General features: G+C 74.2%; 11 protein-coding genes. 6 read left to right on the plus strand and 5 right to left on the minus strand.

Translation table 11 applies throughout. The features are described 5' to 3' along the window. Positions 1-475: 475 nt before the first annotated feature. Both ACFYWG_RS28295 and ACFYWG_RS28300 read left to right on the plus strand, forming a co-directional pair. Entirely contained in the window at positions 476-889 is a 414-nt protein-coding gene (locus tag ACFYWG_RS28295) for a RidA family protein (protein ID WP_376326924.1), read from the plus strand. A 189-nt stretch (positions 890-1,078) separates the two neighbouring features. Next, on the plus strand, positions 1,079-2,482 hold the full coding sequence (locus tag ACFYWG_RS28300; RefSeq protein WP_385412513.1) for a PAS domain-containing protein: 1,404 nt from the start codon (positions 1,079-1,081) through the stop codon (positions 2,480-2,482). A 112-nt stretch (positions 2,483-2,594) separates the two neighbouring features. Here ACFYWG_RS28300 and ACFYWG_RS28305 read toward each other — a convergent pair whose 3' ends face one another. Beyond that, positions 2,595-3,350 (minus strand): SIS domain-containing protein, encoded by a 756-nt coding sequence (locus ACFYWG_RS28305; protein WP_389204077.1) that lies wholly within the window; start codon positions 3,348-3,350, stop codon positions 2,595-2,597. Between the two features lie 279 nt (positions 3,351-3,629). On the opposite strand from ACFYWG_RS28305, the gene ACFYWG_RS28310 reads away from it, so the two are divergent. Together ACFYWG_RS28310 and ACFYWG_RS28315 are read left to right on the plus strand one after the other, a co-directional pair. Beyond that, positions 3,630-4,322 carry a metal-dependent transcriptional regulator gene (locus ACFYWG_RS28310; RefSeq protein WP_010035781.1) on the plus strand — a complete coding sequence of 231 codons (693 nt, stop codon included), beginning with the start codon at positions 3,630-3,632 and terminating at the stop codon, positions 4,320-4,322. Positions 4,323-5,106: 784 nt separating this feature from the next. Beyond that, positions 5,107-6,006, plus strand: a complete 900-nt coding sequence (locus ACFYWG_RS28315) for an alpha/beta fold hydrolase (RefSeq protein ID WP_389204078.1) — start codon at positions 5,107-5,109, stop codon at positions 6,004-6,006. 37 nt (positions 6,007-6,043) lie between these two features. On the opposite strand, the gene ACFYWG_RS28320 is transcribed toward ACFYWG_RS28315, so the two are convergent. The 3 genes from ACFYWG_RS28320 to ACFYWG_RS28330 form a co-directional block, all read right to left on the minus strand. Beyond that, positions 6,044-7,636 carry a transporter gene (locus ACFYWG_RS28320; protein WP_389204079.1) on the minus strand — a complete coding sequence of 531 codons (1,593 nt, stop codon included), beginning with the start codon at positions 7,634-7,636 and terminating at the stop codon, positions 6,044-6,046. Then, positions 7,633-8,424, minus strand: coding sequence for an ABC transporter ATP-binding protein (locus ACFYWG_RS28325; protein ID WP_389204080.1), 792 nt, complete (start codon positions 8,422-8,424; stop codon positions 7,633-7,635). The genes ACFYWG_RS28320 and ACFYWG_RS28325 overlap by 4 nt, the downstream gene beginning before the upstream one ends. Positions 8,425-8,540: 116 nt before the next feature. Further along, positions 8,541-9,203, minus strand: a complete 663-nt coding sequence (locus tag ACFYWG_RS28330) for a bifunctional DNA primase/polymerase (protein ID WP_376326912.1) — start codon at positions 9,201-9,203, stop codon at positions 8,541-8,543. 308 nt (positions 9,204-9,511) lie between these two features. Between ACFYWG_RS28330 and ACFYWG_RS28335 the strand changes: the two genes are divergently transcribed. Together ACFYWG_RS28335 and ACFYWG_RS28340 are read left to right on the plus strand one after the other, a co-directional pair. Next, complete coding sequence (locus ACFYWG_RS28335) at positions 9,512-10,897, plus strand: transcriptional regulator (protein ID WP_383501926.1); 1,386 nt, start codon at positions 9,512-9,514, stop codon at positions 10,895-10,897. Between the two features lie 200 nt (positions 10,898-11,097). After that, positions 11,098-12,771 (plus strand): hypothetical protein, encoded by a 1,674-nt coding sequence (locus tag ACFYWG_RS28340; RefSeq protein ID WP_389204081.1) that lies wholly within the window; start codon positions 11,098-11,100, stop codon positions 12,769-12,771. Between the two features lie 10 nt (positions 12,772-12,781). Here the strand turns inward: ACFYWG_RS28340 and ACFYWG_RS28345 are convergent, their stop codons facing one another. After that, positions 12,782-14,092, minus strand: a complete 1,311-nt coding sequence (locus tag ACFYWG_RS28345) for an ABC transporter substrate-binding protein (RefSeq protein ID WP_385412498.1) — start codon at positions 14,090-14,092, stop codon at positions 12,782-12,784. Between the last annotated feature and the right edge of the window lie 86 nt (positions 14,093-14,178).

The raw sequence follows: 14,178 nt of genomic DNA on the forward strand, positions 1-14,178 counted from the left end.
GGGCTGCGGTGCCGCGCCCGCCGGTCTCCCCTCGCCCAGGTTCCCTGCCGGTGCCCCGCACACCGGCGGGGTGTCCGTGAGCCGTTTCGTCCCTGCTCCCAGGGGTGTCTGCTCTCACGGATTCCAGAGCAGGCTGCTGAGGAAGCACAGCCTGGTGGGTCGGCTCGCCCACAGGAAACGTAGTCATCGGTTGCACCTGCCTGATCCACCGGATCGTGATGACCGGGGCTGGTCACCCGTCGGCCTCACGGCCGGGGAGCGAGTGACCTCCCTTCTCGAGTACGCCGCCGAAACTAGCCCCCTGCCCGCCCGATCGGGCCCGTGAGGCTCCGAGAACACCCGTTCGTGCGAAGTGAACCCCTGTCGTCGAACCTTCGCTCGGTCGTCTGTCACCCGTACGTGCTGGAACCCGGCGGCTTCACCGGGCTGCCGTGCCCCGTGGACGCCCTGACGATCGCCGCCTTAGCGTTCGGGCATGACGCAGCGGTGGGCGATCAGCAGTGGGTCCTTGTTCGAGGAGCGGATCGGGTATGCCCGGGCCGTGGTGGACGGGGACTGGGTGCACGTGTCCGGGACGACCGGGTTCGACTACGCGACCATGACCATCCCGGACGGCGTCGTCGAGCAGGCGGAGCAGTGCCTGCGGAACATCGGGGCGGCTCTGGAGGAGGCCGGGGCCTGCTTCGCGGACGTCGTGCGGGTGCGGTACATGCTGCCCGTGCGGGAGGACTTCGAGCCCTGCTGGCCGGTGCTGCGCGCCTGCTTCGGCGAGGTGCGGCCGGCCGCGACGATGCTCGTGTGCGGGCTCGCCGATCCGCGGATGCGGATCGAGATCGAGGTGTACGCCCGGCGCGGCAGCGGTGGCGGTGCCGCGCCGTTGATCGACTGACGGCGGCGGGCGGCCGGGAACGCCCGGCGCCGGGGCCGTCACCGGGGCGTTGACGTGGGGATTGCCGCCGTACAACGATTCCCTCAATGTTGTGGGAACTCGGTGTGCGCCCGGTCACGTTCCAGTTGAATGATTGCAAGGAGCGAACCGACGTGCCGTGCGTGCGGACGCAGCCTGCAGGGGGTCCAGGTGAGTGCTTCCCGGCGTAGTGGGACCACCGACGAGCTGGGGCCCGACGAGCCCGGGCGGGACGGTTCGGACGGTGCCGGTTCCGATCTGCTCGCCGCGCTGCTGGACGGGATGGACGCGGCGCTGTGCGCGTTCGACGCCGACGGGGTCGTGACGCACTGGAACCGCGAGGCCGAACGGATCCTCGGCTGGAGCGCGGAGGAGGCCGTCGGGCGGCGAGGGCTGGCCGGCTGGGCGGTGCGCAGCGCGGACGCCGAGGAGGTCGAGAGCCGGCTGCTGTCGGCGATGCACGCCCCGGGGCGGCAGGTGCACGAGTTCGCGCTGCTGACGAAGGACGGCGGCCGGGTGCTGGTGCGGACGCAGTCGGCGGCGGTGCGGGGGCCGGACGGGAAGCCGGCGGGGGTGTACTGCGCGTTCAGCGAGGTGCACACCCAGATCGACCTGGAGCGGTCGATCGCGTTGAGCGAGGCGCTGTTCGAGGACGCGGGCTGGGGCGTCGTCCTGGTCGACGCCGATCTGCGGCCCGCCGTGGTGAACGCGCACGCGGCCCGGGCGCTGGGCACGGGCCGTACGTCGGTGCTGGGGCGGCCGCTGGGGGAGCTGCTCGCGCAGGGCGTGGAGGAGCTGGAGAGCGCGCTGCAGCACGTGCTGGCCCAGGGTGCGCCGCCGGAGCCGGCCGAGGTGTGGGTGAGTGTGCGGTCGCCGGAGGGCGAGCGGCGGCGGTGCTGGCGCAGCGGTTTCCTGCGGCTGGCGTCGCCGTTGGCGGAGGAGCCGGTGCCGTTGGGGGTGGGCTGGCTGTTCCAGGACGTGACGGAATCCAAGCAGGCGGAGCAGGAGGCCTCGCTGCTGCGGTTCCGTGCGCAGCAGCTGCACCGGGCGTCGCGGGCGGCGGCGGAGTGCGAGGACCCGGGGGAGGCGGCCACGGTGCACCTGGACTTCGCGCTGGCCGGGTTCGCCGATCACGCCCTGATCGACCGGGTCGCGGAGGGGTCGCCGGCCGGTGCGGACGACGAGGGGCCGGTGCGGCTGGTGCGGGTGGCGGCCACGCCGTCCGGGGCGCCCGGCCCGAGCAGGCTGTCCGGCCGCGCGGGTCTGCCCGTGCGGTACGCCGAGGGGCATCCGGCGCTGCAGTGCGTGGAGCGGTCGGGTGCGCTGCGGGCGACTGCGGGGTCGGCGTCGCCGGAGGAGGCGCGGGCCTGGGCGGTGTCCCGGCAGTGGCCGCCGGACGCGGTGCACGCGCTGTGCGCGGTGCTGCGCAGCCGGGGGCGGACGCTGGGCGTGGTGACGTTCCTGCGGGGCGCGGGCCGCAGCGCCTTCGAGCGCGCGGACGCGATGTACGCGGAGGATGTGGCGGTCCGCATCGCCACGGCCCTGGACCTGGCGGAACTGACGGGCCGGGCCTGAGCCGTCCCGCCGGCCTCCGTTCCGCCCGACCCCGTCCCGACCGACTCCGTCCCGCCCGACTCCGTACGCCGCCGGCCCTCGGCTCGGGCTCCGGCCCGCTTCGCGGGAGGGCTCAGTGGCGGTAGAAGATGCGGTCGGCGTACTGCTCCATGACCCGGGTGTTCCAGTCGTGGCCGCCGTCGACGTTGCCGGAGCGGAGCAGCGGGGGTTCGATGCCGCGGTCGGCGAGCGCCGTGGCGGTGGTGGCCATGACGGCCTGGAGGAGGGCCGAGGTGACGACCGTGGAGGCGGGGGCGAAGGGGGCGGGGATGGCGTCGTGGGTGAGTTCGGCGTCCCCGACCGCGATCCGGGAGTCGAGCACGAGGTCGCAGTGGTCCTTGAGGAACGTGCCCGAGCTGTGCCGGGACGTGGTCTGGGAGGCGTAGGCCACCGAGGTCACACCGATGACCTTCACGCCGAGGGCGCGGGCGTGCAGGGCCATCTCGACGGGGAGGGCGTTGCGCCCGGACAGGGAGATGATCAGCAGCGCGTCGCCCGCGCGGAGCGGAGAGCTGTCGAGGACGGCGGAGGCCAGGCCGTCGACGCGTTCCAGGGCGGAGCCGAGGGGCGCGGGCATGACGTCGACGCCGACGACACCCGGAACGACCAGCAGGTTCATCAGGGCGAGGCCGCCGGCGCGGTAGACGAGGTCCTGCGCGGCGAGGGAGGAGTGCCCGGCGCCGAAGGCGAAGAGCTGGCCGCCGCCCGCGACGGTGTCGGCGAGGAGGTTCCCGGCGGCGGTGATGCTGTCGGCCTCCTCGTCGCGGATCGTGCGCAGCAGGTCGATCGCGGCGTCGAGGAACTGATCGGCCGGCGCGCGGTCGCTCATGGAGGGTCCCTTCATGCTGGCCTCGTCGTTGTGTCGCGCATCACGGTGCGGTCTGGACCAGTGCGGTGTCAATACGGCCGGGGGCCGGGGCGCGGGCCGGGTCGTGGCGGGCTGTCGAGCGGCGTGAATCGGGGCCGTACCCTCCCACGAGGGTGTGTAACCCCCTGCTTTCCCGCCCGCGACACGGTTGTCGGTGGTATCCGGCAGAATTGATGGCAGGGCCAGCGCACACGCCGGTGAGCTGTCCAGCCTCCGGCAGATCTCATTCGAGGGGCACGTATGTCCGGACTGATCGACACCACGGAGATGTATCTCCGCACCATCCTCGAGCTGGAGGAAGAGGGTGTGGTCCCCATGCGCGCCCGTATCGCCGAGCGGCTCGACCAGAGCGGGCCTACGGTGAGCCAGACGGTGGCGCGGATGGAGCGGGACGGTCTGGTCTCCGTGGCGAGCGACCGGCATCTGGAGCTGACGGACGAGGGACGCCGGCTGGCCACGCGCGTGATGCGCAAGCACCGCCTGGCCGAGTGTCTGCTCGTGGACGTGATCGGCCTGGAGTGGGAGCAGGTCCACGCGGAGGCGTGCCGCTGGGAGCACGTCATGAGCGAGGCGGTGGAGCGCCGCGTGCTGGAGCTGCTGCGGCACCCGACGGAGTCGCCGTACGGCAACCCGATCCCGGGGCTGGAGGAGCTGGGCGAGAAGGACGGCGCGGACCCGTTCCTGGACGAGGGCATGGTGTCGCTGGCCAGCCTGGACCCGGGTGCGGAGGGCAAGACGGTCGTGGTGCGCCGGATCGGTGAGCCGATCCAGACGGACGCGCAGCTGATGTACACGCTGCGGCGTGCGGGGGTGCAGCCCGGCTCGGTGGTGAGTGTGACGGAGTCGGCGGGCGGGGTGCTGGTCGGCAGCGGCGGTGAGGCGGCCGAGCTGGAGTCGGACGTGGCCTCGCACGTGTTCGTGGCGAAGCCCTGAGCTGTCGCGGGTCCGGCCGCGGCGGCCCGGCCGGGCCGGTGCCGCCGGAGCGGGGCCGCCGGGCTCGGCCGCGGCGGCGGGCCGTTGGTGGCGGTGTCGCCGGTTCGGCTTCCGGCGGACGGTGAGGTGGCTCCCGCGCACGACGCCCCGGCTTCCCGGGCAGGGCAGGCACTGGTGCGGCCCGCCGCGCAGGAGCCTCGCTCTGCGTCCGAGCGGTGCCTCGGCTTGCGATGCCGGTCGTGGTGCCGTCGCGTTGGCGCGATCTTTGTGGGTTCTCGCGCGCAGTACGCCGAAGGGCAGCGCTCGTCCGCTTCCCGTGCGACGCTGGGGCGCGAGGCATATGACCTGAGGGGCTCTGGGCCGTGGCCTGACAGCGATGTCGCCCGGTCGGGGAGGGGGCGGGAGGATGTGCCGTCGGAACGTGGAGAGCCCCGGCGCCGTGCGGCGCCGGGGCTTGTCCTCCCCTGGACCGACCCGGAGCCCCGAGCTCTCAGGGTCGTGCCCTCGGACCGTTTTTCCCCGAGCGGTCCGCCCCCCGCTGGAAATCTCCCCTCGCAGACAGCGATCAATCCCCGGGGCCGGTCACTCGATTGAGGGGTGTTGGCCGCCGGACGGCCATCCTCGAAAGCGCATTCGATAGTCTGCGGACGGCGCACGGCCGGTCGCACCGGCGGCGGGGTGCCGCGACTCGCAGGGCAGAAGGCACAGCAGGCAGAACACGGTTCACAGGACCGGACCGGCCGATCGGGCCGCGGTCCGCGCGAAGCTTGGGGGGTGCCAGGACATGGCGCGACGCATCGACGTGATCGGGACGGGCGGCGTACGCCTGGCGGCCTGGGAGTTCGGCGACCCGCCCAAGCCGGATCCGGCCGCCGCGGCCCCGGACGCGGAGGGCGCGCATCCCGCCTCCGGCGGGACTCCGGGCGTGCTGTTACTGCACGGCCTGATGGGCCGGGCCTCGCACTGGGCGCCCACCGCCCGCTGGCTCTCCGAGCGCCACCGCGCGGTCGCCCTCGACCAGCGCGGCCACGGCCGCAGCGACAAACCGCCGCAGGGGTCGTTCGCCCGTGACGCCTACGTCGACGACGCCGAGGCCGCCCTGGAGCAGCTCGGGCTCGCCCGCGTCGTCCTGATCGGCCACGCCATGGGCGCGCTGACCGCCTGGCAGCTGGCCGCCCGGCGCCCCGACCTGGTCCGCGGCCTGATCATCTGCGACATGCGGGCCTCCGCGCTCGGTGCCGCCTCCCAGCGCGAGTGGGACCAGTGGTTCAAGTCCTGGCCGCTGCCGTTCGCCACCCTCGCCGACGTGCGCAAGTGGTTCGGTGAGGACGACCCCTGGGTGGAGCGGCCCAATCCGGCCCGGGGCGAGTTCTACGCCGAGGTGATGGCCGAGTCCCCGGACGGCTGGCGCCCGGTCTTCGAGCCCGAGCAGATGCTCCGCTCCCGGGAGACGTGGGTGTACGACGCGCACTGGGAGGAGCTGGCGCAGGTGCGGTGCCCGGCGCTGGTGGTACGCGGTCTGGACGGCGAGCTGGGCCGCGCGGAGGCCCAGGAGATGGTCCGGGTCCTGCCCCGCGGCCAGTACGCGGAGGTCGCCGACGCCGGCCACCTGGTCCACTACGACCAGCCGGAGGCCTGGCGCGCGGCGATCGAGCCGTTCCTGGACGCGCTGGGCGACCACTGACGCACCCTCTCCCCGGCCCCGGTCGGTCCGGGGGGCCTCACCCCTTGCTGACCGCCGTGAGGATCTCCGGCAGGCGCCGGGCCGTGCGCGGTGCGGCCAGGCGCAGGCCCGCCACCGCGAGCGCGGCGCCGTAGGCGGTGCCGGCCGGCAGCAGCAGCCACGTCCAGTCGTCGCCGTCGGCGCTGACGTTCAGCCAGATCGTCAGCGCGATGACGGGGGCGCACAGCAGGGCGGCGGCCATCATCCCGCCGAAGATGGAGATCCAGGCGAGCCCGGTCTGTCCGGGGGCGACGTTCTTGTGGCCCTCCTGCGGGATGGAGTAGGGGAAGCGGGCGGAGGTCCACGCCCCGGTCGCGAGCATCGCGCCGAGCAGGGCGAAGGACAGCCCGAGCGCCTCGGGCAGCCGCCGCCAGTCGCCCAGCACGGCCGTGGTCAGGACCGTCACCAGCGTCGCGTACGGCAGGGTGATCAGCAGCAGGGCGCAGGCGCGGGCGCGCAGTTCGACGTAGGCGTCGCGGGTCGTGGAGATCGTCATGGCGACGATCCAGAACGCGGAGGTGTCCTGCCCGAACTGGTTGTACATCTGGATGCCGAGCATCCCGGCGGCGAAGCACGCGAAGTACACCGAGCCGGTGCCCTGCCAGGCGTTGAACACCGGCACGATCAGGCCGATGGCCAGCGAGGTCACCCAGGCCGCCTTGGTCTTCGGGTCGCGCCACACGTACCGCAGGCTGCGCTCCATGACCGTGCCGGTACGGCCCGGGGGCAGCAGCCGGGCGAGGCCGGTGGAGGTCCGCTCCCGGGCGGCGGAGTCGGCGGCCGGCAGGGTCGATCCGTCCGGTGAGGTCATCAGCCGTGTCAGGTGCCGCGACCAGACGGCGAGCAGTGCGGCCAGCGCGCCGGCGGTCAGCACCAGTTGTGCGCCGGCGCGCCCGTACGCCCCCTCGCTCACGGCGTGCACGGCGCCGATCGCCGAGGCGGGTGGCACCCACTCCAGCACGTCCGCCGCCGGGGCGAGTTCGCCCAGCCCGGAGGCGCCGATGCGCTGCGCGCCGAAGTTGACCACCTGCGCGCCGACGGCGATGACGAGGCCGCTGAGCACCGCCAGGTCGCGTCCCTTGCGGCTGGTCAGCAGCCGGACGTTGGCGGCGGCGACGGCCCGGGCCAGCGCCACGCACAGCAGCAGCGCCAGGGCGACGGCCACCGCACCGGTCACGAACGCCGCCGCGCCCCGGGCCACCGCGACCACGGAGCCGATCAGCAGGCACAGGGTGAACAGCGGGCCGATGCCCACCAGCGAGGAGGTGAGCAGGGCCCCCATCAGGGGCCGGGGCCGCAGCGGCAGCATCACCAGCCGGGTCGGGTCGAGGGTCTCGTCACCGCTGGGGAAGAACAGCGGCATCACCGCCCAGCCGAGTCCCAGCACCGCCACCGCCAGCACGACCACGGCGTCGGCGTGCGCGTGGCCGCGCAGCGCGATCAGGCCGATCAACTGCAGGGCGGCGAAAACCAGCGCGACGACGGCCGAGGTGATGTAGGCGGCCTTGCGCCCGCCGGACCGGCGCAGTCCGTTGCGCAGCAGGGACAGCTTCAGCCGGACGAAGACGGGCGTGATCGCGGGCGTGCTCACCGGGACCCGCCGCCCAGCCAGTCGAGGTCGGAGCCGGCGTCCCGGCCCCCGGCGCCGACGAGTTCGAGGAAGGCCCGCTGCAACGACGGTGCCTCGCCGCGCACCTCGGAGAGTGTGCCGGTGGCGCGGATCCGCCCGGCGGCCATCACCGCGACCCAGTCGCACAGCGACTCGACGAGCTCCATGACGTGGGAGGAGAACACCACGGTGGCGCCGGAGGCCGTGTAGCGCTCCAGGACGCCGCGGATGGTCTGGGCGGAGACGGGGTCGACGCCCTCGAACGGCTCGTCCAGGAACAGCACTTCGGGGTTGTGGAGGAGAGCGCCGGCGAGCCCGATCTTCTTGCGCATGCCGGTCGAGTAGTCGACGACCAGCTTGTGCTGCGCCCCGGCCAGGTCGAGGACGTCCAGGAGCTGGGTGGCCCGCTTGTCGACCTCCGCCCCGGGCAGGCCCCGCAACCGCCCGGTGTAGGCGAGCAGTTCCCGTCCGGACAGCCGCTCGAAGAGCCGCAGGCCCTCCGGCAGCACCCCGATGCGGGCCTTGACCTCGACGGGGTCGCGCCACACGTCGTGCCCGACGACCTCGACGGTCCCCTGGTCGGGCCGGAGCAGCCCGGTGACCATCGACAACGTGGTGGTCTTCCCGGCCCCGTTCGGCCCGACGAGCCCGATGAACTTGCCCGCGGGCAGCTCCAGATCGATCCCGGCGACAGCGATCTGCTGCCCGAACCGCTTCCACAGCCCCCGCACACGCACAGCGCTGGATGCCACCGCGCCTCCCTCCGTCACCGTGCACCCTACGGCGGGGCAACGCCCTTCTCTCCGGGGCGCGGGGAACTGCCCGATCGACCACGACGAGGCCGCAGCCGCCGAGGAAACCGGACCAGGCGGGACAGAAGGCGCCCTCAGCGATCCCTGCCGCACGCATAGGCCAACGGCGAGATCAACTCCTCGGCATCGGGCAGCCACCGGTTCGCGGGCGTCGGCCGGCAGGCCCACTGCACGGCCCCCCGCGACCCGAACCGGGTGGGCGGGGCGGCCACGTACGCGCCCTCGCCCAGCACGGTCAGATCCAGCGACGACACCGACCACCCGAGCGTGCGCACCAGGTCGGGCACCTTCGCGGCGGCCCCCGGAAGGACGAAGAACTCCATGCGCCGGTCCGGCGTGAGCGTCACCGGCCCCAGCGTCAGCTCCATCCGCTCCATCCGCGCCAGCGCCAGGAACCCGGCCGTCTCCGGCACGGAGATCGCGTCGAACGTCCGGCCCGTCGGCAGCAGGATCGACGCGGCCGGCTGCTTCTGCCACATCCGCCGCGCCACGGTCGCGCTGCCCGTCGCCTGCGTCGCCCAGTCGGGGCGCGCCGGGTGCGACCCGGGTGCCGGGCACGCCGCGTCACCGCAGGAGCAGCGCTGGCTTCCCTCGACCGCTTCCAGCCAGGTGCCGGGGAACACGTCCCAGTGGCGCTCCTCGGCGTAGCGGACAGCGGTCTCCAGCAGCGATTCCCCGCGCTGCTTCGGGATCTGGGCGGCTTCGGTGCCGGCGATCGTCTCTTCCACGATGAACACAACTCCGGTTGTCACCGGGGGTTACGCCCGCCCGCGTGCGCGGGGAGGGGCATCGCGCCCGTGGCCGGGGCGCATGGGTGCATGTCCGGGGGCGCGCATGAGGATCGGCGGCCCGAGGTGGGTAGCCACGTGTGGGGCCGGCGCCAGCCGTAACCCCGGCAATCCTCACATGCCTCGCATTTTCGCCTGGTCGGCGGGGCATTGATCTTCACGGCCGGATCCCTCTCGCCGGGACGCGAGGGGGTCCGGCCGGGGAAGACACGTCAACTCGGTGCGAGGGCAGGGCACCGCAGCCAAGGGGGTACGCCATGGCCGCAAGGCCGCTCGTCGCCCGGCAGCCGAACGAACGGCTCCAGGCGCTCATCCAGGAAGCCGGCTGCTCCAACGCCGGCCTCGCCCGCCGGGTCAACATGTGCGGCGCCGAGCACGGTCTCGACCTGCGCTACGACAAGACGTCGGTGGCGCGCTGGCTGCGCGGGCAGCAACCGCGGGGCCGGGCACCGGCGATCATCGCCGAGGCGCTGGGCCGCAAACTCGGCCGTACGGTCACGATCGACGAGATCGGCATGGCCAACGGCAAGAACCTCGCCTCGGGGGTGGGCCTGCAGTTCTCACCGACCGTGCTGGGGGCCGTGGAGCAGGTCTGCGAGCTGTGGCGCAGCGACGTGGGGCGGCGGGACTTCCTGGCCGGTTCCTCCGTCGCCGCGTCCGCGCTGGTCGAGCCCAGCCGCGACTGGCTGATCTCGGCGCCGGACGCGCAGGTGTCGCGTGCGGCGGGGCCGCGCGTGGGGCAGTCCGACGTGCAGGCCGTCCGCGCGATGACGCAGGCGCTGGTGGACCTCGACCACCAGTACGGCAGCGGACACGTGCGGCCGGTCGTCGTGCACTACCTCAACAGCGTGGTCTCCGGGCTGCTCGCCGGGTCGTACCGGGAGGCCGTGGGCCGCGAGTTGTTCGCCGCGGTGGCCCGGCTGACCGAACTCGCCGGGTACATGGCCGTCGACACGGGCCAGCCGGGCCTGGCCCAGCGCTACTACATCCAGGCGCTGCGGCTCGCGCAGGCCGCCGGGGACCGCGGTTACGGCGGTTACGTCCTGGCCGCCTCCATGAGCCACCTCGCCGCGCAGCTCGGGAACCCGCGGGAGATCGCGCAGTTGGCGCGGGCGGCGCAGGAGGGGGCGCGGGGGCGCGTGACCCCGCGGGCGGAGTCGATGTTCCACGCCGCGGAGGCGCGCGGGCACGCCCTCATGGGCGACGCGCGCGCCGCCCACTCCTGCGCGGGGCGCGCGGTGAGCGCCCTGGAGGCGGCCGACCCCGGAACCGGCGACGACCCGGTGTGGATCGCGCACTTCGACGAGGCGTACCTCGCCGACGAGTTGGCGCACTGCCACCGGGACCTGGGCCAGGCGGAGGCGGCGGCCCGCTGCGCGCAGGAGTCGCTGGCCGGGCATCCGCAGACGCGCGCCCGCCGCCGGGCCATCGGCTACGTGCTGCTCGCCACGGCGCAGGTGCAGCAGCGCGAGATCGAGGAGGCGTGCAGCACGGGCACGAAGGCCGTGGAACTGCTGGAGGACCTGCGGTCCAACCGGGGCGCCGAATACCTGGAGGACTTCCAGCAGCGGCTGGAGCCGTACCGGGACGAGGCGGTGGTACGGGAGTTCGGGGCGCGGCTCGATCTGCAGGCGGCCGCGTGAACACACGCTCCACCGGAGCGTGAACGTACGGGGAACGGCCGCTTGACGCGGGGGAGGTGGGATGCAAGGCGTGCCGTGACCCGTGCTGTCACCGTGCTCACAGGGCGGGAGGCCGTGTCCTGTGCTGCGTGGCACGGGGCTCAGGGGACCCGGTAGCGTGACCCGACGATTCACAAGGTCCCCCATTGGTAGGAGTCCCGGTGACGCAGAGTGGACAGGGCGAGGAGCCCTCGGCGCGCCCCGCGCGCGAAGGCATCGTGCTGCCCTCGGACGGTGGCGAACCACTGCTGCCGGGCATGACGGGTGGACCGGCCGGCTCCCCGTCCGGCCACTCCGACGCCTCGTCGGGCGCCCCGGCGGGCGGACAGATGTGGGGACAGCCCTGGGGCCCCGGCGAGCAGGCGCCGCCGGACCAGGGCTGGCAGTCCCCGCACCCGGCTCAGGGCGGGCAGTGGACGGACCCGGAGCAGCAGCAGGCGTGGAACGGCGGGCAGCCGTCCGGCGCGCAGGGGCCGGGAGCGCTCCCGCCGGAGAACGCACCGCACCCGTACGGCGCCGGACAGCCCGGCGGCCCGTACGGCACCGACCCGTACGGGATGCCCGGCGGCGGTGCCCCGCTGCCCGCGCAGGACACCGGCCACGCCGAGGGGTACGGCCCGCTGCCCCCCGCCGCCGACGCCTACGGCAACCCGGCGGGGGCCGGCGGTCAGGCGTACGGGTCCGCGGGCGGTTACGGCGGCGCCGGGGCGCCGCTGCCGCCCGCCGGCGCGGGCGGCCACCAGGGCCCGGTGCCCGACGAGGGCGCGACGCAGTACCTGCCGCCCGTCCCGGCCGACGGGTCCGCCGCGGCGACGCAGTACCTGCCGCCCGTGCCTCCGGCCGCCGGCGAGGCCGCGACCCAGTACATACCCCCGGTCACCTCGGGGGCGCTGCCGCCCGAGCGGCCCGGGGCGCAGGACCCCGAGGCGACCCGCTACCTGGGCACCGGGCCGCAGGCCGCGGGGATGCCGCCGGCTCCCGGCCCGGACGCCGAGGCCACGCAGTACATCCCGCCGGTGCCCGGCGGCGGGGAGAAGCAGCCGCCCGCCGACTTCGGCCACCTCTTCCGCGGGGACGGCGGCCAGGAGCCGTCCGGGGCCACGCAGCAGATGCCCCGGATCGAGGCGTCCACGCCGCCGCCCCCGCGCGGCGGGCAGCCCTCCCGCGCGGCGGCGGCCCCCGGCCGCTCCCGCAGCGGCCGCACCGGTTCGCGCGTGCCCCTCATCGCCGCCGTCGGCGTCGGCATCGCCGTCCTCGGCATCGGCGCGGGCGCGCTGCTCGCCGGCGGCGGGGGCGGTGACGACGACGGCAGCGACGGCAAGACCGTGGCCGCCTCCGCGCCCGCCGAGGACAAGGAGTCCGCCTCGCCGTCCGCCGACCCGGCCCGGGCGCAGGCGGTCGAGCTGGACAAGCTGCTCGCCGACAGCGGTGACAGCCGCAGCACCGTGATCAACGCGGTCGCCGACGTCAAGCGCTGCGACAACCTGGCGCAGGCCGCCAGGGACCTGCGCGAGGCCGCCAAGCAGCGCAACCAGCTCGTCACCCGGCTCGGCGGCATCGAGGTCGGCCGGCTGCCCGAGCACGCCGCGCTGACCGACGCCCTGACCAAGGCCTGGCGGGCCTCCGCCTCGGCCGACGACCACTACGCGGCCTGGGCCGACCAGACCGCCGGCAAGAAGGGCTGCAAGAAGGGCCAGGCCAGGGTGACCGGCCAGACCGCGGCCGGGAACCGGGCCAGCGGCGTCGCGAGCGCCCAGAAGACCAAGGCGGCCGAGCTGTGGAACGCCATCGCCCGCGAGTACGGCCTGACCCAGCGCGGTCCGACCCAGCTGTGAGCGGCGCCGCTCAGTAGGCCACGTCGGCGTCCTGCAGGGTCCGCGTGGTGTCGACGAAGCCCTTGCGCGCCGACACCAGCCGCCCCTCCCGCACGACCTGGAGGGTCACGTTCGCGTTGACCAGGCGGGGGAAGCCGACACCGGCGAGCTCGTCCTGGAACTGCCACCGCAGCGTGGGCGTGAGCCCGCCCGTGTCGATCTTCAGCCCGTCGTCGAGGGCCTCGCTGAGGGTGTCGGCGCTGACCTGGCCGCCGCCCAGCGACTCGACCGCCTTCCGGAACACGGTGTAGGCGATGTAGGTGGTCTGCACCCCGGCGTCCGCCGGGTCGACGCGGTTGTCGCCGAAGGCCTCCTCCCGGATCACCCGCTTCATCCCGTCCCAGCGGGCGTCGGTCACCACCGGGTACCAGCCCGTGATGTACGACCCCTCGTAGGGGCCGGACGCCCCGCCGGTCGCGTCGATCACGGTCTGGTCCACGCTGCCGAGCACCGTGGCCGTGCGGACGTCCGGATAGTCCTCGCGGGCGCGGCGGAAGGAGTCCATGAAGGTGCCGTTGCGGTCCCCGAGCGCCGGGACGACGCACCCCCGCTCCTCCGGGTCGGCGGTCGTGGTGCGCAGCGCCTGCGCTGCCTGGCCGTCGTACTCGGTGGCGTCCTCCGGGGCCCGCTGGTCCCGCAGGCCCTTGTGGCCGCCGGTCTTCAGGCCGGAGTCGAGCAGCGGGGGCAGCTGGTCGCCCGCGATCGTGTCGGGCCGGACCAGCGCGACCGGCCCGCAGTCGGCGAGCTCCCGGCCGAGACCGGCGAGCAGCGTGGGCTGGCCGCCGTTGACGGGGTAGGACAGGGGGCTGGTGAACTCGGCGTTGGTGATGCCGTAGCCGCCGATGTAGGGGATGCCGGCGCCCTCCAGGGACGGGAAGAAGGAGTCGGCGTACTGGCTGTAGGATCCGACGACCGCGACCGCGCTCTCCTTGACGGCTCGGCGCGCGCACTTGGCGGCGGCCACGCTGTCGTTGTGGTCGTTGCAGGTCAGGACGTTGAGCTTGCGGCCGTTGATCCCGCCCCGGGCGTTGACCCAGCGGGCGTAGGCCTGGGCGAAGGCGGGCATGCCGGGCTTGTTGGTGGCCTCGGTGTCCTGCGGCGCCCAGGTCATGACGGTGATGGTGTCGTCCCCGGCTCCCCCCGTGGTGCCGGGGACGACACCGCAGCCGGCGAGGAGCGACGCGCACACGGCCGCCGTTCCCGCGGTGACGAGGCCTTTTCTGGCGTGACGGGAGAGGAGGCCGGGGAGGAATGTGCTGCGGGTGCGTCGCCTGCCGGTCATGAGTCCGCACGATTCCGTCACACGGATAACCCGTGAGTGATCCGCGGTCAACGGATGGTGACGCAGAGGTGAATTACGGGGGTTGA

Source organism: Streptomyces sp. NPDC003456, assembly GCF_042878735.1.
Taxonomy (GTDB): Bacteria; Actinomycetota; Actinomycetes; order Streptomycetales; family Streptomycetaceae; genus Streptomyces.